Here is a 19,859-nt window from a genome sequence, read left to right on the forward strand (position 1 = left end):
TGATGGACTTTGCGATGGTCACGCAGGTCGTGAACAGACATTAAGAACTTGACAATCTCTGGCATAAAAACTCCTCCTCTAACTATTATAGCTAAAAAGAGGGAAAGTAGTCTGTGAAAGATGTTGAAAACGATGGTTTCTTCATGCGTTTGTCCTGCTCTTTTCACCAGAGAGACCCGCCAAATTGGTTTAAGTAAGGTGGACGCGGTACCTACACCCGGTGCGACATCCTCAAGTTTTCATGACTTTTCAGAAAATTATCAGGCGAGATATTTCACCTGCCTAGCTATCCACTGGTTTTTTCTAAAAGACTCAATATTTGCTTCATATCAGACAAGCTGAGTTGACTTGATGATTCTTCACCAACAGTGGCGATTGTCCAGTCACTGCCAAATAAGTCACCAAAAAAACGCGTGACCTGACCCAGCTTTCCTGAGGCAATGGTCATGTAAGTCTGGTCTGGGTGAAGAGATTTAAAGCCTCGAGTGTAATTCATCATGTCAAGCACATCTTGCTCTGTCTGTGGAGTTAATACCAGTTTAACCACGCGAGGTGATAGGGCAGTTAGTTCTGAATAAATTTCCATGATATTGTCAGGAACTTTTTCAGTATCGTAATGAGAGAGAATAAGATTTGAAAAGGTCAGCAACTGATCAAAAATAGCTTGTCGCTCCTTGTAAGGCACTTCAATATAGTCAGGCTGATAGAGCTCTTGGACTTGCTTAATCAAATCCACATACACCTCATCAGGTAACCATTGCTGGCTATCTTTTTTCTGATGGCCTAAACTGAAGATTATTTCATAGCCTGAAAATCGTTCAAATATAACTGGAGCAACTGTTAAAATCTCTTCTGGAGGCAACATGTCTGCTCGCCACTCAATAAGCGTTGTTCCCTCATAATGACTGAGCTCAAGCGCCATTGCTTCTTCAAAGGATTTGGGCATAATCGGCACAAGAATATTCACTTAATGACCTCCATGATGATAACTTTTAGGTAGTTGCTACGAGCATCTACTGGATTAACCGTAAAATCACTTGGCAGTTGATAACGACTGATTTCACGATAAGCCAGTCTCCCCATACCTTGGTGAATCTGCTGGCGGAACTGGCGGAGACTTAGGTTGCTGGCATTTGTCGAAGCAATAATAAGACCGCCATCTGCTAAAAGCTCAACCGCCTGAGCCATCAATTTATGATAATCTTTAGCTACTGAAAAGGTTTGTTTTTTATTTCGAGCAAAACTCGGCGGGTCAAGAATGATCATATCATAGCTCAGCCCTTTTTTCTTAGCATAACGACAGTAGTCAAAAACATCCATCACAATAAAGCGGTGTGGACTGAGTGCTAAGCCATTCGCCGTAAAATGAGCCGCCGATAGCTCGCGACTACGTTTGGCTAAATCAACAGACGTCGTTTCACTAGCCCCGCCAATCGCTGCCGCAACAGAAAAAGCAGCCGTATAGGAAAACATATTGATCACTGATTTGCCCGCTGCCAAGCCATCTACAAGAGCTCCTCGAACCTCATGCTGGTCGAGAAAAATCCCCGTCATCAAACCATCGTTTAAAAACACGTTATAGCTGACACCATTTTCCAGTATCGTAAATTGTTCTGGTGCTTCCTGACCGTAGATATGTGCTGAAATGTGGCTTGCCCCTTGGAAGCGACATTTTTCGTAGCCTCCAATCATGTCTGGAAAGACCTCAAGAAAAGCCGACACAATCACATTTTTTAAGCTATAAACAAAGGAATTGTACCAAGAAAAAAGAGCATAGTCACCGTAACGATCAATCGTTAGACCCCCAAAGCAATCCCCATCTTGGTTAAACAAACGATAGGCTGTTGTCAAGTTAGAATGCTCAAGGACTTGTCGTTTAACCTTTGCTGCCTCAAACAGGGACACAAAATAAGCTTTATCAAGCTGAACAGGCGCTTGTGGCAATACCCAGCCAATCCCCCGCTGTTGTGGTGACAGATAAGCGCTTGCTAACTTTTTCTCGCGATTACTGTAGAGAGTCACTAGACCCTCTGGCAAATCTGCGGTCAACAAATCTTGTCCCTCTAAGACTTGTACACCTGACAATATTTTCTTTTCAGCACTAGGGCTGACAAACAGTTTAAACATAAAACCATTGTACCAGAAAAGCGACATTTTTACCAATGGCATTGACCACGACAAGCAGACAAGGTTTTTTTATGGTATAATTGGGTAAGATTGAAAAACTTTAGTAAGGACAGGCCAAATGTGCTCATTTGCAGTCCTTGTGGTTCTGACTCATGATTATGTTAAGTAAGGGGGCTCTTATTTGAAAACATTACGTCAAAAGTTCTATCATACCTTGAGCTTTCGTCTGGGATTTCTGGCGGTACTGATTGGGTTTTATTGGCTAAAAAGCATGTGGGCTTATCATATTGACTTTCATTTGGGTTTAGAAAATCCCTATCAGCTTTTTTTAACCCTCATCAACCCTATTCCTTTGTCATTGCTAATTCTTGGAATAGCACTCTATGTTAAACAGACCAAGGCATTCTACGGAACCCTGTTAGGGCTTTATGGTTTGCTCAATCTGTTACTGGTCGCAAACGCTATTTATTTCAGGGAATTCTCAGACTTTATCACGATTACAACGATGCTAGCAACCAGCAAGGTATCTGCAGGGCTGGGCGATGCCGCACTTAATCTATTTAGGCCTTGGGACATTATCTATTTGCTTGATGTATTTTTCCTCGTTTACGCTTGGCGCAAGAAAATATTTCCACTAGATTCTAGACCCTTGACCAATCGTCTGGCCATAGCAGTGACCTCTTTTTCTGCTCTGCTATTTTCCATCAATCTCTTTTTAGCGGAAATCGACCGACCAGAACTGCTCAGTCGTGGCTTTTCCAACACCTATGTGGTTAGGGCCTTAGGACTGCCTGCCTTCCTCGGTTACGATGGGAATCAAACCTACAAGACGCAAAAAATCCGATCAGAAGCTGATCCAGCAGACATGGCTATAGTGGCTGACTATGTGGCACAACATCAGGTAAAACCAAACCCTGACTACTTTGGGCTGGCTAAAGGCAAAAATGTCATCGTCCTTCATCTGGAGAGTTTCCAGCAGTTTTTGATTGATTACAAACTACCTATTGACGGTGTTGAACACGAAGTTGCTCCCTTTCTCAACAGCCTCTATCATGACCAGCAAACCTTCTCCTTTGCTAATTTTTTCCATCAGGTTAAGGCTGGTAAAACCTCTGATTCTGAGACCCTAATGGAGTTATCTCTGTTCGGGCTAAATCAGGGTTCTTACTTTGTCCAATACGGTGGCGACAATACCCAGCAGGCTGCCCCTCATATTTTAGGGGAACTGGGCAATTATACCAGCGCCGTGTTTCATGGTAATATCGGTACATTTTGGAACCGCAACAGTGTGTATAAACAGTGGGGTTACGATTATTGGTTTGACCAATCCTACATGTCCAAGGCAACCCAGGAAAATTCCTTCCAATACGGTCTCAATGACAAGGTCATGTTTGCAGATTCCATTAAATACTTAGAACGGCTTCAACAACCGTTCTACACCAAATTTATTACTGTATCCAATCATTACCCTTATCAAAACCTCTCAGGAGATGAGCTTGGATTTCCTTTAGCCAAAACAAAAGACGACACCATCAATGGTTACTTTGCGACAGCTAACTACCTCGATGCGTCAATCAAGGCCTTCTTTGATTACCTCAAGGCTTCAGGACTCTATGACAAATCGATTATCGTGATGTACGGGGATCACTACGGTATTTCAAATTCACGCAACACGGAACTAGCTAGCCTCATTGGTAAGAACCCTGAGACCTGGACAGATTATGATAATGCCATGCTGCAACGTGTCCCGTTCATGATTCACATTCCTAGCATGGATAAGGGCTTTATTAGCCAGACTTTCGGTGGGGAAGTTGACGCACTGCCGACCTTGATGCACCTGATGGGCATTGATAACCAAGCCTTTATCCAGCTTGGACAAGACCTGCTCTCTAAAGACAACCAGCAGATTGTTGCCTTCAGGACATCTAACCATGTGATTGCACCTGATTACACGAGCTACGCTGGTAAAATTTATAAAACAGAGACCGGTGAAGAAATCACCAATCCTGACGACACTACTTCCGTGCGCGTTCAGGAGATTCGCGATGCGGCTAAGCAACAATTAAGCATGAGTGACAAGGTACAGACAGGTGATTTGTTGCGTTTTTATACAGGAAATGATTTACCAAAAGTGGATATTTCCGCTATTTCCTACATCGACAGTTTCGAGCGCTTGATTGCTATCGAGCAAGAGCTGGGGAAACAATCGAAGAGCCTCTACAGCCAGTTAGGTCAGAAATCAACGCAAAGCCTCTTCCAAGCTCCAACTTATTTGGAATTAAATCCACCACCTCCGCCAGAACCAACCACTAAAGCCAGTGACGCCGAAACGTCAGAAAGCAGTTCAACACCTTCTGATTAGATGACTTGAGGCATGACTCTTGGACATTTTTTGTTCGGAGTCTTTTCTTTTTTTTCGGACAGTCTATATTTGAACAGATATCTGTGTATTTCTTGGTCTTTCTGTTTACGCTTACATAAGCTATAATGAAACTGTAACAATTCTTTATCAATATTATAGAAAGAGGTTGAAAAATGGAACAACTCCTTGCACCCCTTCAATGGTTTTCGCAGAATATCTTGCAGCAACCAGCCTTCTTTGTTGGCTTACTGGTTTTTATAGGCTACCTGCTCTTGAAAAAACCTTTCCATGAGGTTTTCGCTGGCTTCGTTAAAGCAACCGTTGGCTACATGATTTTAAACGTTGCAGCCGGTGGCTTGGTAACCACTTTCCGTCCAATTTTAGCAGCACTTAATTTTAAATTCAACATTGGTGCGGCTGTGATTGACCCTTACTTCGGTCTAGCGGCAGTCAACGGTATGATTAACGAAAAATTCTCTACCTTTGCTGGTTTGGCAACATCCGCCCTGCTAATCGGCTTCTTCCTTAACATTGCCCTCGTTGCTCTACGGAAAATTACTAAGATTCGTACCTTATTCATCACAGGTCATATCATGGTTCAACAGGCAACAACCGTATCCTTGATTGTGATTCTCATGATGAGTGACTTTGTGGGTGAAAACAAGGGTTTGGCAACGATTTTGGTTGGTGTTGTCTGTGGATCCTACTGGGCTGTTAGCTCAAATATGACTGTTGAAGCAACTCAACGTTTGACAGGAGGTGGGGGCTTTGCCATTGGGCATCAACAGCAATTTGCTCTCTGGTTTGTGGACAAAGTATCTCCTAAACTCGGTAAAAAAGAAGAAAACTTAGACAACCTCAAATTGCCAGAGTTTCTAAACATCTTCCACGATACTGTAGTAGCATCTGCAACACTCATGCTAGTTTTCTTCGGCGCGATTCTCTTTGTTCTTGGTCCAGATGTGATGGCCAATAAAGACGTCATTACCTCAGGAACACTCTATGATCCAACAAAGCAAGCCTTCTTCATGTATGTTATCCAAGTAGCGTTTACTTTCTCTGTTTATCTCTTCATATTGATGCAGGGAGTACGAATGTTCGTGGCGGAGTTGACTAATGCTTTCCAAGGCATTTCTAGCAAGCTCTTGCCAGGTTCTTTCCCAGCAGTAGACGTTGCGGCATCCTATGGTTTTGGCTCATCAAGCGCAGTGCTCTTTGGTTTTGTTTCAGGTTTGATTGGTCAGTTGATTACCATTGTACTTCTAATTATTTTTAAGAACCCAGTTCTCATCATTACTGGTTTCGTTCCTGTTTTCTTTGATAATGCAGCCATAGCGGTTTACGCTGATAAACGTGGTGGCTGGAAAGCAGCTGTTATTCTATCCTTCTTATCAGGTGTTCTGCAAGTGGCTCTTGGTGCGGTAGCTGTTGCCCTTCTTAGTCTGGCCTCATACGGTGGCTATCATGGTAATATTGACTTTGTTATCCCTTGGTTGCCATTTGCTCTGACGTTCAAACACTTGGGTATCGCTGGCTACGCTCTGGTTTGCTTGTTCTTGCTGGCTATTCCACAACTGCAATTTGCTAAAGCAGCCAACAAAGAGGCTTACTACAACGGTGAGGTGCAAGAGGAAAACTAAATTTACATTTTGTGGTAAAATAAACTTAATAAACGAAAGGATTTACAATTATGCTTAAAGTGTTAGCAGCGTGTGGTAACGGTATGGGGTCATCAATGGTTATTAAAATGAAGGTTGAGAATGCTCTCCGTAAACTTGGTCAATCGACCTTTACGGTTAACTCATGCAGTGTTGGAGAGGCTAAGGGCTTAGCAGTAGGTTATGATATTGTTATTGCTTCGGAGCACCTGATTAAAGAATTGGATGGACGTACTAATGGGAAATTGGTCGGTCTTGATAATCTCATGGATGACAAAGAAATTACAGCTAAGTTGGAAGATGCCCTGAAATAATAAGGTATCAGGGGCTGGGAAACCAGCTCCTTTTATATAGAATTATTGTACGAGATAGAAGGAATATTTATGAATTTAACCAAAGCATTTAAAGAAAACAACTCCATTCGCCTCGGTTTAATTGCTCATTCTTGGCAGGAAGCAGTAGAGTTGGCTGTCCAACCATTGATTGATAGTGGGGCGGTGACACGTGATTATTACGAGGCCATCATCACATCAACAGAAGAATATGGTCCTTATTATATCCTCATGCCGGGTATGGCCATGCCTCATGCGCAAGCTAGTGTCGGAGTCAACCGCGATTCCTTCTCCCTCATTACACTAACTGAGCCAGTTACTTTCTCTGACGGCAAGGAAGTTAGTGTTCTCTTGGTTCTAGCAGCAACCAGTGCGGCCATCCATACCTCAGTGGCCATCCCGCAAATCATCGCCCTTTTTGAGTTGGAGAATTCGATTGAGCGTCTGGTTGCTTGCCAAAGCCCAGAAGAGGTCTTAGCCATGGTGGAAGAATCCAAGAACAGTCCTTATTTGGAAGGTTTAGACCTGGAAGCTTAAATTAACCCGTGCACCCGAAAGGGTGTTTTTTATTTTATATATAAACCAAGTCGTGAGTCATCAGTTGTCCTGCTCTCTTTCTATTCTTAAAAACCACCCAATCTTGAACACATCCCTGTGTTTTATTTGGTCTGTTTTTGAACACTGTAACCGTTTTATAATAGAAGTGAAAAGGGATGTAGCGCTGCTATGTTCCAAAAAGAAAAGGAGACAAGTATGTCAAAACACATTCCAAATTTACAAGTTGCCCTCGACCATTCTGACCTCAAGGGAGCCATTAAGGCGGCAGTATCTGTCGGCCATGAGGTGGACATTATTGAGGCAGGGACTGTCTGCTTGTTGCAAGTAGGAAGCGAGTTGGTAGAGGTGTTGCGCAACCTTTTCCCTGACAAGATTATCGTGGCGGACACCAAGTGTGCGGATGCTGGTGGGACTATTGCCAAAAACAATGCGGTGCGTGGAGCAGACTGGATGACCTGTATCTGTTCAGCAACCATTCCAACTATGGAAGCAGCTCTGAAAGCCATTCAGGAGGTCAACGGTGAGCGCGGGGAAATCCAAATTGAGCTTTACGGCGATTGGACGTTTGAGCAAGCGCAACTCTGGCTGGATGCAGGTATTTCTCAAGCCATCTATCACCAGTCACGCGACGCCCTTCTGGCTGGTGAAACGTGGGGTGAAAAAGACCTCAACAAGGTGAAAAAACTGATTGACATGGGCTTCCGTGTGTCTGTGACAGGTGGTTTGGATGTTGATACCCTCAAACTCTTCGAGGGAGTGGCTGTTTACACCTTTATCGCTGGTCGTGGGATCACCGAGGCGGACAATCCTGCCGCTGCAGCGCGTGAGTTCAAAGATGAAATTCGTCGTATTTGGGGGTAAAGATGACACGTCCGATAGGAATTTATGAAAAGGCGACCCCCAAGCACTTTACGTGGTTGGAACGCCTGCAATTTGCAAAAGAACTAGGCTTTGATTTTGTGGAGATGTCGGTCGATGAGTCTGACGCGCGTTGGGCGCGACTGGACTGGACCAAGGAAGAGCGATTAGAGCTTGTAAAAGCCGTCTATGAGACGGGTGTTCGGATTCCGACCATCTGCTTCTCAGGGCATCGCCGTTATCCGCTGGGTTCTAACAATCCTGAGCTGGAAGCAGAAGCCTTGTCTGCCATGAAAAAATGCATCGAGCTGGCTCAAGATTTGGGGGTTCGCGTCATCCAACTGGCGGGCTACGATGTCTACTACGAGGAAAAATCACCTGAAACCCGTGAGCGCTTTATCAAAAACCTCAGAAAGTCCTGTGACTGGGCTGAGCAGGCTCAGGTTATCTTGGCCATCGAGATTATGGATGATCCGTTTATCAATTCGATTCAGAAGTATCAGGCGATTGAACAAGAAATTAACTCCCCGTACCTTTTTGTCTATCCTGACACGGGGAATGTGTCTGCTTGGCACAATGACATCTGGAGCGAATTTTATCTAGGACACCGCTCTATTGCTGCTCTTCATTTGAAGGACACCTATCCAGTTACAGAGACCTGCAAGGGGCAGTTCCGCGATGTGCCATTTGGACAGGGCTGTGTGGACTGGGAAAACATGTTTGCTGTCCTTAAGAAAACCAATTACCAAGGCCCATTTTTAATTGAAATGTGGTCAGAAAACTGTGAAACGGTAGAAGAAACCAAGGCTGCCATCAAAGAAGCCCAAGATTTCCTCTATCCGTTGCTAGAGAAAGCAGGGTTACGCTAATGCCAAAAGATTTACAAGAGATGCGGGAGCGCGTGTGCGCTGCTAACAAAGACCTGCCAAAATACGGCTTGGTCAAGTTTACCTGGGGCAATGTCTCAGAAGTTTGCCGTGATCTGGGACGAATCGTCATCAAGCCATCTGGTGTGGACTATGACAAACTAACGCCTGAAAACATGGTCGTGACCGACCTTGACGGTCATGTGGTGGAGGGAGATCTCAATCCGTCATCCGACCTCAATACCCATGTGGAGCTCTATAAGGCCTGGCCAACTGTCCATGCGGTGGTGCATACGCATTCGACCGAAGCGGTTGGTTGGGCGCAGGCAGGACGGGACATTCCTTTCTATGGCACGACCCATGCGGACTACTTCTACGGTCCAGTCCCTTGTGCTCGCTCGCTGACCGCAGATGAAGTGAATACTGCCTATGAAAAAGAGACAGGGACCGTCATCGTGGAAGAGTTTGCCCGTCGCGGCATTGACCCTGTGGCGATACCAGGAATCGTGGTGCGCAATCATGGCCCATTCACTTGGGGGAAAGACCCTACTCAAGCGGTCTACCACAGCGTGGTCTTGGAAGAAGTGGCTCGCATGAACCGCTATACCGAACAAATCAATTCAAAGGTAGAGCCAGCGCCGCAGTACATTATGGACAAGCACTACCTGCGTAAACATGGACCAAATGCCTATTATGGCCAAAAAGGTGATCGTTAAAATCACAAAAAGAATCTGGTATAGACCGCCACACTCTCTATACGAGTCTGATGGTCTGTTTCACACTCTTAGGCTATTATAGTTTAGTCGCTTCAAAACTGTCAAAACGCATAATTGGATCGGATTAGATTTCAAACAAAAGTTATATTATTATATTCTGGTTTTAAGACATTTATATTGAATTTATGTTAAAATAGATAAAAAACTAGAGAGGACTGACATGATTATTTTAGACAAGAAGAGCTATGAATTACTGTTTTATCTCTTAAAATTAGATGAGCCTGAGACGGTTATGACCATCTCGAAAAAGCTTAATCAGTCCCGACGAAAAATCTACTACCATCTGGATAAAATTAACGATGCGCTCCCCGATGGAATACCGGCGATTATCTCTTACGCACGCGTAGGAATTTTACTAACAGATGAACAAAAGAAAGCCTGTGCAACACTCTTGGATGGACTAGATGATTATAGCTATGTTTTAGGGATTACAGAACGCCTTCAACTTATAATGATTGCTATAGCTGTCAGACAAGATAAAATAACAATTGAGAACTTGATGCATTTAACAGGTGTTTCCCGCAATACCACCCTCAATGACTTGAATCTAGTCAGGGAGCAATTGAACAACAATTTACTTGCTTTGGATGTCAATAGAAGCAAAGGTTATTATCTCACTGGTCCGTTTTTGGTCAAGATTCGTTACCTTTATAGATTGCTTTATGAGATTTATACCAGCGGCAATGATAATTTTATCCAATTAATCCAGGAAAAAATTTTTACTACGCAAACTGATTGCCTCTATTCCACCGATATTTTGAATTTTTTTCAAGAGGAACTGATTTTTGCCAAAACAAAGCTTGGGAAAACGCTCAATAGTCAAGAGGGAGAACTCATGCTTCATCTCCTTCCTTACTTATTATCGTGCTATCGTCATGCCCAGCTAACCACAGAGGAAAAGAAAGTTGCACTTGCTGAATTCTATCTTGCAAGACAGCGCAAGGAATACCAAATCGCTAAAGATATGGCAACTAATCTCAATATACAGTTCAAAGTGGTATTAGACGATATCGAAATCTGTTTGATTGCGACACTACTCCTGTCTTATCGAAAAGATAATGATACCCATTTAGAAAGTCAAGATTATCAACAGATGCGTGAAGATATTGATAAATTTCTCTCTTGCTTCGAAGACAATTACCAGATGAATTTTTATCACCGTCAAGACCTTGAACGGCAACTGTTGACCCATTGTAAAGCGTTGATTTATCGGAAAGTTTATGGCATCTTGTCTAACAATCCTTTGACAGAGCATATCATCTCCAAATACACAGAGCTCTTTTATCGAACTAAAACTTGCGCTAAACTCTTGGAGGATGCTTGGCAATTGGTCTTACAAGATGAAGACATCGCCTACCTCACTATCCATTTAGGTGGTTCATTACGAAAAAAACAAGTAGAAAATGAAAATGTTATCCTAGTCTGTGATGACGGTATTGGTGTACAAAAGTTATTTCTCAGCCAATGCCAACGCTATCTAAAGACAAGTCTTATCGAAGCGGTTTTCACCTCAGAGCAGTTTGCAAGTGTCGCTGATCTATTAGCTGGGAAAGTTGCTATTACCACAGTACCAATAGAAGACTCCCCTATACCAACACTTGTTGTTAATCCTATTCTGACTCACGATGATATTGTGCGTATCCTACGCTTTGTCGGTCAAAACAGAGGTCTTCAACAAAGTGATTTAAGCCAAGAACTAGAGAGACAAATCCGTCAATATATTAAAGATGACGACACAATCTACATTCTTCGAAATAAAATTGAAAAACTCCTTCACCAAGAGCTGTTGTCCATACTCGTTCTTGGTCAAGAACAACCATAATTGATTAGCACTCGCCTCATCTTTCGGCGAGTATTTTTAATGTCAGACCAATCTTGAACACTAACCTGTGTAAGACTTGGTCTTTTTTAGTGGTCAGATTTGGGATATACTGGTCTTGTGATAAGAAAAAAACGTTTACAGGAGGATGGCCGCATGGCTAACGTACAAGATATTACCAGAGAATCATGGATTCTCAGCACCTTCCCAGAATGGGGCACTTGGCTAAATGAAGAAATTGAAGAAGAAGTCGTTCCAGAAGGCAACTTTGCTATGTGGTGGCTGGGCAACTGCGGTGTCTGGATCAAGACCCCAGGTGGAGCCAATATCGTCATGGATCTTTGGTCTTCTCGTGGTAAATCCACCAAGAAAGTGAAAGACATGGTCTGGGGGCACCAGATGGCCAATATGGCGGGTGTCCGTAAGCTCCAGCCAAACCTGCGGGTGCAGCCGATGGTCATTGACCCATTTGCTATCAATGAGTTAGACTACTACTTGGTGTCACACGTCCACTCTGACCACATGGACATCAACACAGCCGCTGCCATTCTCAATAACCCAAATTTGTCTCATGTGAAGTTTGTCGGTCCTGTTGAGTCAGGCGACATCTGGGAAAAATGGGGGGTGCCAGCTGACCGTATCATCCGTATCGCACCGGGCAATAGTTTTGAGTTTAAGGATATCAAGGTACATGCTGTTGAATCCTTTGACCGGACCTGCTTAGTAACCTTGCCAATCGAGGGCTATGAGGAAAATGGCGGCAGTTTAGCTGGTTTACCAGTGACGGATGAGCTCATGGCTCGCAAGGCAGTCAATTATGTGTTTGAAACACCAGGTGGGACGATTTACCACGGGGCAGATTCTCACTTCTCCAACTACTTTGCTAAGCACGGACGTGACTTCAATATTGATGTTGCTATCAACAACTACGGTGACAACCCAATCGGTATCCAAGACAAGATGACCTCTATTGATTTGCTTCGCATGGCGGAAAATTTGCGTGCCAAGGTGATCATCCCTGTCCACTACGACATCTGGTCTAACTTTATGGCGTCAACGGATGAGATTCTCCAGCTCTGGAAGATGCGCAAGGAGCGTCTCCAGTATGACTTCCATCCCTTCATCTGGGAAGTTGGTGGCAAGTACACTTATCCGATGGACAAAGATCGGATGGAGTACCATCACCCACGCGGCTTTGATGATGTCTTTGAGCACGATTCAAATATTCAATTCAAGGCGCTACTGTAATCTGAAACATCGCATACCCGCCATACCCCCCATGTGCGGGTATTTTTTCCAAAAAATGCAGATAGTTTCTGAAATTATGGTATAATAGTTAAGTACACGTTTTCAAACAGACAAAGGGAGGAATCTATGTCAATTCAATCAGTCAATGCGATTCGTTTTTTAGGTATTGATGCCATTAACAAGGCCAACTCTGGTCACCCTGGAGTAGTGATGGGGGCGGCACCGATGGCTTACAGCCTCTTTACCCAGCACCTGCGCATCACACCAAACCAGCCAAACTGGATCAACCGTGACCGCTTTGTTTTATCAGCTGGCCATGGCTCTATGCTGTTATATGCGCTCTTGCACTTGTCAGGCTATGCAGACTTGTCTATCGAAGAGCTGCAAAACTTCCGTCAGTGGGGCTCAAAGACCCCTGGTCACCCAGAAGTCACTCATACCACAGGTGTCGATGCCACCTCTGGGCCTCTTGGTCAAGGGATTTCGACAGCGGTTGGTTTTGCTCAAGCGGAGCGTTTCCTTGCTGCTAAGTACAACAAAGATGGCTTCCCTCTCTTTGACCACTATACCTATGTCATCGCTGGTGATGGCGACTTCATGGAAGGGGTGTCGGCTGAGGCAGCATCTTATGCTGGTCACCAAGGCTTGGACAAGCTGATTGTCCTCTATGATTCCAACGACATCTGCTTGGACGGTGAGACCAAGGATGCCTTTTCTGAAAATATCCGTGCCCGTTATGAGGCTTATGGCTGGCATACAGCTCTCGTCGAAGACGGTACAGACCTCGCAGCGATCGGCTCTGCTATTGACCAAGCAAAAACAGCAGGCAAGCCATCTCTGATCGAGGTGAAGACCATTATCGGTCATGGCGCGCCAACCAAGGGTGGCACCAATGCTGTCCATGGTGCACCTCTAGGGGCAGATGAAACGGCTGCGACCCGTGCTAACCTTGGCTGGAACTATGCACCATTTGAAGTGCCAGCAGATGTCTATGCGGACTTCAAGACCAATGTCGCTGATCGTGGTCAAGCGGCTTATGACGCTTGGGAAAAATTGGTTGCAGACTACAAGGCAGCCTACCCAGAAGTAGCAGCAGAGATTGATGCGATTGTCGCAGGTCAAGCGCCTGTGACTATCACAGAAAAAGACTTCCCTGTCTATGAGAACGGCTTCTCTCAAGCCACTCGTAACTCATCACAAGATGCTCTCAACGCCGCAGCTGCGGTCTTGCCAACCTTCCTCGGTGGTTCAGCTGACTTGGCACATTCCAACATGACCTATATCAAGGCAGACGGTTTGCAGGATAAGAACCATCCGCTCAACCGCAACATTCAGTTTGGGGTGCGTGAGTTTGCTATGGGAACGATCTTGAACGGTATGGCGCTTCATGGCGGTCTGCGGGTCTACGGTGGTACCTTCTTTGTCTTCTCTGATTATGTCAAGGCTGCTATCCGCCTGTCTGCTATCCAAGAATTGCCAGTGACCTATGTTTTTACACACGACTCGATTGCTGTCGGCGAAGATGGTCCAACCCATGAGCCGATTGAGCACTTGGCAGGTCTGCGTGCCATGCCAAACCTGACTGTGCTTCGTCCAGCAGATGCCCGTGAGACGCAGGCGGCTTGGCACCATGCTCTTACCAGCACCAAGACACCGACTGCCCTTGTCTTGACCCGTCAAAACTTGACCGTGGAAGAGGGCACAGACTTTGGCAAAGTGTCTAAAGGAGCGTATGTGGTTTATGAGACAGGCAGTGACTTTGATACGATCTTAATAGCTTCTGGTTCAGAGGTCAATCTGGCGGTCAAAGCTGCCAAGGTCTTGGCGGAAGAAGGTGGCAAGGTGCGTGTGGTATCCGTACCATCGACCGAACTCTTTGATGCTCAAGATGCTGCCTATAAAGAATCTGTCCTGCCAAACGCCATTCGCCGCCGTGTGGCGATCGAGATGGCAGCTACCCAAGGCTGGTACAAATATGTCGGCTTAGATGGCGCAGTCATCGGTATCGATAAATTTGGTGCCTCAGCGCCAGCTCAAACGGTTATCGACAACTACGGCTTTACCGTTGAACATGTCCTTAAAACCATTGCAGAGCTAAAATAGACTTAAACAGAAGTTGACGCGTCAACTTCTGTTTCTTTTATTGATTCTACTTTGTCAATACTTTGGTCTGAGTCGTTGAGAACAGCAGGTGTCTCTTTATCATTTTCTTTAGGGGTTTCTTTGTTATCTTTTTTGTCTGGCAACTCTAGTTTGAAAAATCGGTAATGATAGGTATTCCCTTGAGATAGATTGACACTAACAACGAGGTAATTATTCTGATGAGTGTAGCTGGTACTCCCTTGAGCAAACTGGTAAGAGCCCGAGGCTTTATCTGCCAATTCCTTGGTCAGCTCTGCCATTAAGCTGGCTTGTGCTTGCTGGTATTGCTGGGACTGCAGTTGAGCAGTGACCTGCACACGGTTGATGTAAAACTGTAACAACAAGGCAAAGACAGCGGCCATAAAGAGAGCGTAAAGCAAAATGCCAGCTTTAAGGCGTTTTGTCAAAAGCATAAACAAAGGTCCTTTCTAAGCCCGTATCAAAAGTCACCTGCAAAGTGACGACTTCTCCTGACTGACTGAAGTCTGCCGAGCTGACACCAAAGAGCATGGGCTGATAACCCCGACCGTCGGCGTTGCTTTTCCGAAAATCGTCTGAGCGAAATTTTCCAAAACTAAGCGCTTGCCCCTCCTTAGTCAGATAAAGTCGGTTGCCTTCCAGCTTATCAAAAGTTGCACCTTGCCATTCTACACGCAAGTGCTGGCAAAAGAGAAGCCAATTGTCCTGATGATTGACGGTTAAGTAGCTGGTGTGACTGCTTAGCAATTTGGTCAATCCCTGATAAACGGATAAACTCCCTGCAATCACTAATAAAGCGATTAAACACTCTAAAAGCGTAAACCCTTTAACCCTAGTTTTTAGCAAGACTCATCACCTCCTTGCCCTCACTATAAACGGTAATACTACTGCTCGTTCGTGACACCTGTACACTGATGCCATTCAAGCTTAAACTGGATTGTCCTGTCTGGACAGCCATAGTAGCGACATTTAGTACCTCTTGTTGGTGTAGACGTTGGGCAACCGCAGCCTGATGCTGCCCCAGCTGACCGACAATAAGACTAGCGATTGTAACCAACACCCCGAGTGCTATTAAGCTCTCAAGGAGAATGTAAGCTTGTAATTGTTTTTTTATATTTACCACTCCCTATATACAGTTGATAGGTCACCTGCTGCTGTTTTGTTTGAAAAACTATTTTCGCTAGAGACGAGTTTCCACCCGCTGTCGAAAATTCAATTTGCCGCTCCGTGACCAAGGTCACTTCCTCAGGTAACGATAAGGTTTGATAGCCATTGGTGATTTGTCGACCACTTAAGTTTAACTGAACCGTAGCTTGCTGACTCAGGCTCAGCTGTTGGCTATCCTGATAAAGATGCTCAAAATGCATAAAAAATAATTTTGTCTGCACTGCTTGAAAGGTCTGATTGACCGCGCCTGATAGGCTAAGCACCAATAAACTAATCATAAACAGGACCAGTAAACTTTCAAGAAGAGTAAATCCTTTAGTTCGGCACGTTTTGAGCCACTTGATGTTCTGACACATATTTAACATAGTTGTCCGCCTGATCCTGAGTGATAAATTCTTCTGCGACTAAAGCTGATAAGCTAGCCTTATTAGCAGAGCCCATTTCATACATTTCAGCCTGACTTTCAACAACCTTAACGAGCGCACGTCCCCCAGATGCTTCGATTTTTTCTTTTTGCTTGCTGAGGTTAGGCACAAAAAGAAGCAGTAATACGCTCACAATAAGCAAAACAATAAGCATTTCAATCAAAGATACTAAAATTATTGATAATTAGATAGTTCAGTCATAATATCAATCAACGACTCTACCGTCACGATCTCCCACGGTCTGACTGGTTCGCCGGGCAGGGCATAATCAAAGACCTTGCCGTTCTTTCTTACCACGTTGAGCGTGTCTCCTATAATATAGCCGTTATCCACAGCTTCCCTTAGTTCTTCATAACACAACATCTGATGTCCTCCTTACCTAACTATTCGCAATTATTGACAAAAAGGCGATTTTGACAATAAAAAAATCAAAACCTGACACAATTATTAGCAAAATGGGCATTTTGTCAATAATGGNCCTCTCCAAAGGGCTTTAATCATCTTATCGTATCTAGTGCTTAAACTGGCTTTTTAGTCAGTTCATAAGTGACACCATTGATTGAGATTTCAATCCCCTCAATGGTGATGTTGATTTTGTCAGGTTGCAAACTGCTAGGGGTGTCAGGGATAAGGTCATACTTGGTCAAGCTACCATTTTCAGCCTCAATGGCTTTGAAACGGCTTGCCATCCCTACAATGTAGCTATCATAGCCACTAGCAGCGTAGTCATAGACTGCACCGCCAACTTTGAACATGCCTTTGACTGCCTCAGAGAATGTCTTGGCACCGCTGACCTTGTAGCTACCGCCTGAGCGTAGCAGATAGAACCAGTCTGTCAAGAAGTCCTCTACAGAGGCATACCGCATATAGTGGCCACCCTCATTTGATGGACGGGGTGAGCCTTGAGTCACGGCCACACCGCTTGGGCGGTTACCTTGACCAGTCCAGGTCATGCCTCCCCAGTTGTTGTCAGCTTTGCCTACCGCCGAGGTGCCCCAAAGGCCCTCAAAGTGTAAGCATGTAATAGCGTAGCTAGGTAGAATATTGTATTCCTGACACTTTTTTAGGATAACATCTAGGACAGACTTTTTCAGGACTGCTCCATTGAAAGACAAATCTCCTGCCTCTTTGGTGGCTGTCGCTTGTCCAGTTGCCCCAGTTTGTCCTGTTTTGGTATCTGCGGCTGATTGTGCCACCCCAACCTTGGACGGCTTAGAGGGCTGTTTAGGGGCTTCTGACGATGTGCCGTTTTTCAAGATTTCTGTGACCCGTTTTTGGACTGCGTCATAGTCAGAACCAAGGGATTTTTTACGGTCTTCACCGTTGCCATGTTCCCCCTGGATCACTTCTTGAGCCAGTTGGTCAACAGTCTTTTTAGGTGCCGTAGCTTTGCCATTGATAACTGCCATAACAGCCTCGTATTGACCGCCCAGACTAGCCTTGCGGGTGTCTCCGTTGCCATGTAACCCAGCCAATGTTTCCTGTACCAGCGTTTCCAGACTTTTTCCTGTGGTGCTGGTTGAGGGGTGATTTGTCAAGCGATAGATATAATAGTAAGGTCGTCCAGCGTAAGCCCACGTCACGTCATGCTCATTGATACTAATACCGTTATTAGCGTAATTACAATGAATGATGTTGTCTCCGTCAATGAAAATCCCCGTATGCCCGAAGCTGCCTGACGACTGACCGCGCCTGCCCCAGACAAAGACATCACCTCGTCGGGCATCAAAGGTTGTGTTTTCCGCAATCAGCTTGTAGCCATTCTTGAGCAACCAGTCGTGTTGATACTCCGTATTGACTGCCCAGCCAGCAGAGATAGCTCCTGCGCTCATCAGAGCGTAGTAGACAGAGCTAGAGCAATCGTAAGACCCTGGACCGTTACGATAGTCCATAGAATAAGTTACCTTGCCAGCTCGTGCCGACATCCAGCTGATGGCTGTTTCAATGTTAATTCCCATGATGACCACCTCTCCAATTATCGTGCATCTGTTTTACGGCAGCTTCAATAAAGACATCAAGTTGCTTGTCAGTCATATAGATATTGTGCTTGGACAGTTCATCACTGACAGCTACTTTAGCAGCCTGCAATTTATCAGCACCTTTCCAACCATTCTCCGCCGCAATCTGCTCAACGGCATTCACTGCATTCTTTGCCAAAATCTCAACAATTTTAACAGCCTTTTCGCCTCCTTTGGCAATAAGGTATTTCTTAACCGACTGAACAGCTACCCCGACTAAAGCTGTCACGATGGACAGGAATGCTGTCAGTAGAATTGTCTGAATATCTTGCATATTTATCGTCCTTTCTCAATTTCATCCATACGGTCATTCATACGGACTAACTCTTTTTGAACCTCTCCGACAGTTTGCGAAATCCCCTTCAGCTCCACCGTCGTCTGATCCAAATGGTCCATTAAGCGTTCTTCACGCTGATTAGCCTCGGTTCGTGATTGCTCAAAAAAGTCTGTCAACTTTCTCTCCCTTTTATCCGATGTACGAACCAGATAGCGAACCACCGCTCCAAACAGAAGAATAAAAAGAATAGCCCAGACAAACTGTGACTGAGCTATTCTCTCCACTTGTTCAATAGGCATAGCCTACTCCCCTTTCGGCGTGTAGTTGACAACTTTTTCATCTGCAAGCTCTGGATGCCCCATCAACTCCGGCTGTGCCTTAACACGCTTTTTGAAAATCTTTGGCACATCCTTGAAAGAAAAATCAAAGTGCTCATCTACAATATTCATCGCCATTAACATTACCATCATGTTGTTACTCCGTTTCTGTATTTTCGTTAGTGGTAGAATTGTCGCTACCGTCGACATTGTCATTGCTTTCAGTGTCCGAAACATCTTCTTCCTCCTCTGATTGAGAATAGTAGTCCGTAATCATTTCCATTACAGAGCCGTTAAGAATAGCGAACTGATCTTCAATCGCCTTAAAGCGAGTGTTCCTGTCAGTTTCTGCCAATGACAAGCGCTCTTCCAATTCCTGTTGAGATTTAGCCATACTGGACATTTTTTCTTCAGCCTCAGCCATGAACTTTTTAGCAGACTTGACAACTGCCTCAATCTCGTCAATCTTCTGGACGCTCTCGGCCATAGCTCGGTCAAAATATTCAGTTTTGAAATACGCCTCACGAGCTAGTTCAACAAGTTCTCGTTCACTCTTGCTAGTTTGGTCTCCAAGCACTCGCTCGGTAAAGGTTGCATAACCTGCTGTCGTCGAGGCGAGAACGATTTCTGTGTGTGTAATCACCCCGTCACTATCAGATATTGGGTATTTCCCCGCTACACTCCAAGACCTCATGACACCACCTCCACCGTCACAGCGTCAAGCTCTTTCAACAAGCGCTCATTTTGCTTTTTGAGTTCATCGACCTCTTTTTCAAGTATCTGGATACGCTCTACATGAGCTTGTTCAGCTGAGGCTTGCTGATTAACAGTAGCCTGCAACTCCTCGTTTTGAGCTTCCAACGTCGCAATTGTTAAGGCTTTACTCGCAATATTGATTGCTAATTTAGATTGTATTGTGTCGTTCATTTG

At 44.7% G+C, this 19,859-nt stretch carries 24 protein-coding genes; 10 read left to right on the top strand and 14 right to left on the bottom strand.

Annotated features, from left to right (window positions below):
- Positions 1-286: 286 nt before the first annotated feature.
- Positions 287-967, bottom strand: coding sequence for a type I 3-dehydroquinate dehydratase (locus ACERC7_RS06390; protein WP_373666450.1), 681 nt, complete (start codon positions 965-967; stop codon positions 287-289).
- Positions 964-2,127, bottom strand: a complete 1,164-nt coding sequence (locus tag ACERC7_RS06395) for a class I SAM-dependent rRNA methyltransferase (RefSeq protein ID WP_373658663.1) — start codon at positions 2,125-2,127, stop codon at positions 964-966. The genes ACERC7_RS06390 and ACERC7_RS06395 overlap by 4 nt, the downstream gene beginning before the upstream one ends.
- Before the next feature lie 181 nt (positions 2,128-2,308).
- Here ACERC7_RS06395 and ACERC7_RS06400 point away from each other — a divergent pair, with 181 nt between their 5' ends.
- From ACERC7_RS06400 to tkt, 10 genes are all read left to right on the top strand, one after another.
- Entirely contained in the window at positions 2,309-4,489 is a 2,181-nt protein-coding gene (locus ACERC7_RS06400; RefSeq protein ID WP_373666451.1) for an LTA synthase family protein, read from the top strand.
- Between the two features lie 173 nt (positions 4,490-4,662).
- Positions 4,663-6,129: a PTS ascorbate transporter subunit IIC gene (locus ACERC7_RS06405; protein ID WP_373666452.1), complete on the top strand. Its 1,467-nt coding sequence runs from the start codon at positions 4,663-4,665 to the stop codon at positions 6,127-6,129.
- Between the two features lie 50 nt (positions 6,130-6,179).
- Entirely contained in the window at positions 6,180-6,461 is a 282-nt protein-coding gene (locus ACERC7_RS06410) for a PTS sugar transporter subunit IIB (protein ID WP_373666453.1), read from the top strand.
- A gap of 69 nt (positions 6,462-6,530) precedes the next feature.
- The gene (locus ACERC7_RS06415) at positions 6,531-7,016 is read left to right on the top strand and encodes a PTS sugar transporter subunit IIA (RefSeq protein WP_373666454.1); all 486 of its coding nucleotides are present in this window, start codon (positions 6,531-6,533) and stop codon (positions 7,014-7,016) included.
- Between the two features lie 216 nt (positions 7,017-7,232).
- A complete protein-coding gene (locus ACERC7_RS06420) occupies positions 7,233-7,898 on the top strand; it encodes a 3-keto-L-gulonate-6-phosphate decarboxylase UlaD (protein WP_373666455.1) in 666 nt (221 codons plus the stop codon).
- Positions 7,899-7,900: 2 nt separating this feature from the next.
- The gene (locus ACERC7_RS06425; RefSeq protein ID WP_373666456.1) at positions 7,901-8,764 is read left to right on the top strand and encodes an L-ribulose-5-phosphate 3-epimerase; all 864 of its coding nucleotides are present in this window, start codon (positions 7,901-7,903) and stop codon (positions 8,762-8,764) included.
- Positions 8,764-9,477, top strand: a complete 714-nt coding sequence (locus ACERC7_RS06430) for an L-ribulose-5-phosphate 4-epimerase (RefSeq protein WP_373666457.1) — start codon at positions 8,764-8,766, stop codon at positions 9,475-9,477. Before ACERC7_RS06425 ends, ACERC7_RS06430 begins: the two co-directional genes overlap by 1 nt.
- A gap of 220 nt (positions 9,478-9,697) precedes the next feature.
- Positions 9,698-11,359, top strand: a complete 1,662-nt coding sequence (locus ACERC7_RS06435) for a transcription antiterminator (RefSeq protein ID WP_373666458.1) — start codon at positions 9,698-9,700, stop codon at positions 11,357-11,359.
- A gap of 153 nt (positions 11,360-11,512) precedes the next feature.
- The gene (gene ulaG, locus ACERC7_RS06440; RefSeq protein ID WP_373666459.1) at positions 11,513-12,604 is read left to right on the top strand and encodes an L-ascorbate 6-phosphate lactonase; all 1,092 of its coding nucleotides are present in this window, start codon (positions 11,513-11,515) and stop codon (positions 12,602-12,604) included.
- A 126-nt stretch (positions 12,605-12,730) separates the two neighbouring features.
- On the top strand, positions 12,731-14,707 hold the full coding sequence (gene tkt / locus ACERC7_RS06445) for a transketolase (RefSeq protein ID WP_373666460.1): 1,977 nt from the start codon (positions 12,731-12,733) through the stop codon (positions 14,705-14,707).
- Between the two features lie 2 nt (positions 14,708-14,709).
- Here the strand turns inward: tkt and comGG are convergent, their stop codons facing one another.
- From comGG to ACERC7_RS06505, 12 genes are all read right to left on the bottom strand, one after another.
- A complete protein-coding gene (gene comGG, locus ACERC7_RS06450; RefSeq protein ID WP_373666461.1) occupies positions 14,710-15,159 on the bottom strand; it encodes a competence type IV pilus minor pilin ComGG in 450 nt (149 codons plus the stop codon).
- Positions 15,137-15,571: a competence type IV pilus minor pilin ComGF gene (comGF, locus tag ACERC7_RS06455; protein ID WP_373666462.1), complete on the bottom strand. Its 435-nt coding sequence runs from the start codon at positions 15,569-15,571 to the stop codon at positions 15,137-15,139. The genes comGG and comGF overlap by 23 nt, the downstream gene beginning before the upstream one ends.
- On the bottom strand, positions 15,558-15,848 hold the full coding sequence (gene comGE / locus ACERC7_RS06460) for a competence type IV pilus minor pilin ComGE (RefSeq protein ID WP_373658658.1): 291 nt from the start codon (positions 15,846-15,848) through the stop codon (positions 15,558-15,560). The genes comGF and comGE overlap by 14 nt, the downstream gene beginning before the upstream one ends.
- A complete protein-coding gene (gene comGD / locus ACERC7_RS06465; RefSeq protein WP_373658657.1) occupies positions 15,805-16,170 on the bottom strand; it encodes a competence type IV pilus minor pilin ComGD in 366 nt (121 codons plus the stop codon). Before comGD ends, comGE begins: the two co-directional genes overlap by 44 nt.
- A 37-nt stretch (positions 16,171-16,207) precedes the next feature.
- Positions 16,208-16,471 (bottom strand): competence type IV pilus major pilin ComGC, encoded by a 264-nt coding sequence (gene comGC, locus ACERC7_RS06470; RefSeq protein ID WP_373666463.1) that lies wholly within the window; start codon positions 16,469-16,471, stop codon positions 16,208-16,210.
- A gap of 20 nt (positions 16,472-16,491) precedes the next feature.
- Entirely contained in the window at positions 16,492-16,680 is a 189-nt protein-coding gene (locus tag ACERC7_RS06475) for a Paratox (protein ID WP_373666464.1), read from the bottom strand.
- A gap of 155 nt (positions 16,681-16,835) precedes the next feature.
- Positions 16,836-18,275 carry a peptidoglycan amidohydrolase family protein gene (locus ACERC7_RS06480; protein ID WP_373666465.1) on the bottom strand — a complete coding sequence of 480 codons (1,440 nt, stop codon included), beginning with the start codon at positions 18,273-18,275 and terminating at the stop codon, positions 16,836-16,838.
- On the bottom strand, positions 18,265-18,609 hold the full coding sequence (locus ACERC7_RS06485; protein WP_373666466.1) for a phage holin: 345 nt from the start codon (positions 18,607-18,609) through the stop codon (positions 18,265-18,267). The genes ACERC7_RS06480 and ACERC7_RS06485 overlap by 11 nt, the downstream gene beginning before the upstream one ends.
- 2 nt (positions 18,610-18,611) lie before the next feature.
- On the bottom strand, positions 18,612-18,911 hold the full coding sequence (locus tag ACERC7_RS06490; protein ID WP_018368763.1) for a hypothetical protein: 300 nt from the start codon (positions 18,909-18,911) through the stop codon (positions 18,612-18,614).
- 3 nt (positions 18,912-18,914) lie between these two features.
- A complete protein-coding gene (locus tag ACERC7_RS06495) occupies positions 18,915-19,082 on the bottom strand; it encodes a hypothetical protein (RefSeq protein WP_373666467.1) in 168 nt (55 codons plus the stop codon).
- Positions 19,083-19,086: 4 nt separating this feature from the next.
- The gene (locus ACERC7_RS06500) at positions 19,087-19,623 is read right to left on the bottom strand and encodes a hypothetical protein (protein ID WP_373666468.1); all 537 of its coding nucleotides are present in this window, start codon (positions 19,621-19,623) and stop codon (positions 19,087-19,089) included.
- Entirely contained in the window at positions 19,620-19,856 is a 237-nt protein-coding gene (locus ACERC7_RS06505) for a hypothetical protein (protein WP_373666469.1), read from the bottom strand. Before ACERC7_RS06505 ends, ACERC7_RS06500 begins: the two co-directional genes overlap by 4 nt.
- Between the last annotated feature and the right edge of the window lie 3 nt (positions 19,857-19,859).

The sequence above is a fragment of the Streptococcus sp. E17BB genome, assembly GCF_041807725.1.
Taxonomy (GTDB): Bacteria; Bacillota; Bacilli; order Lactobacillales; family Streptococcaceae; genus Streptococcus; species Streptococcus entericus.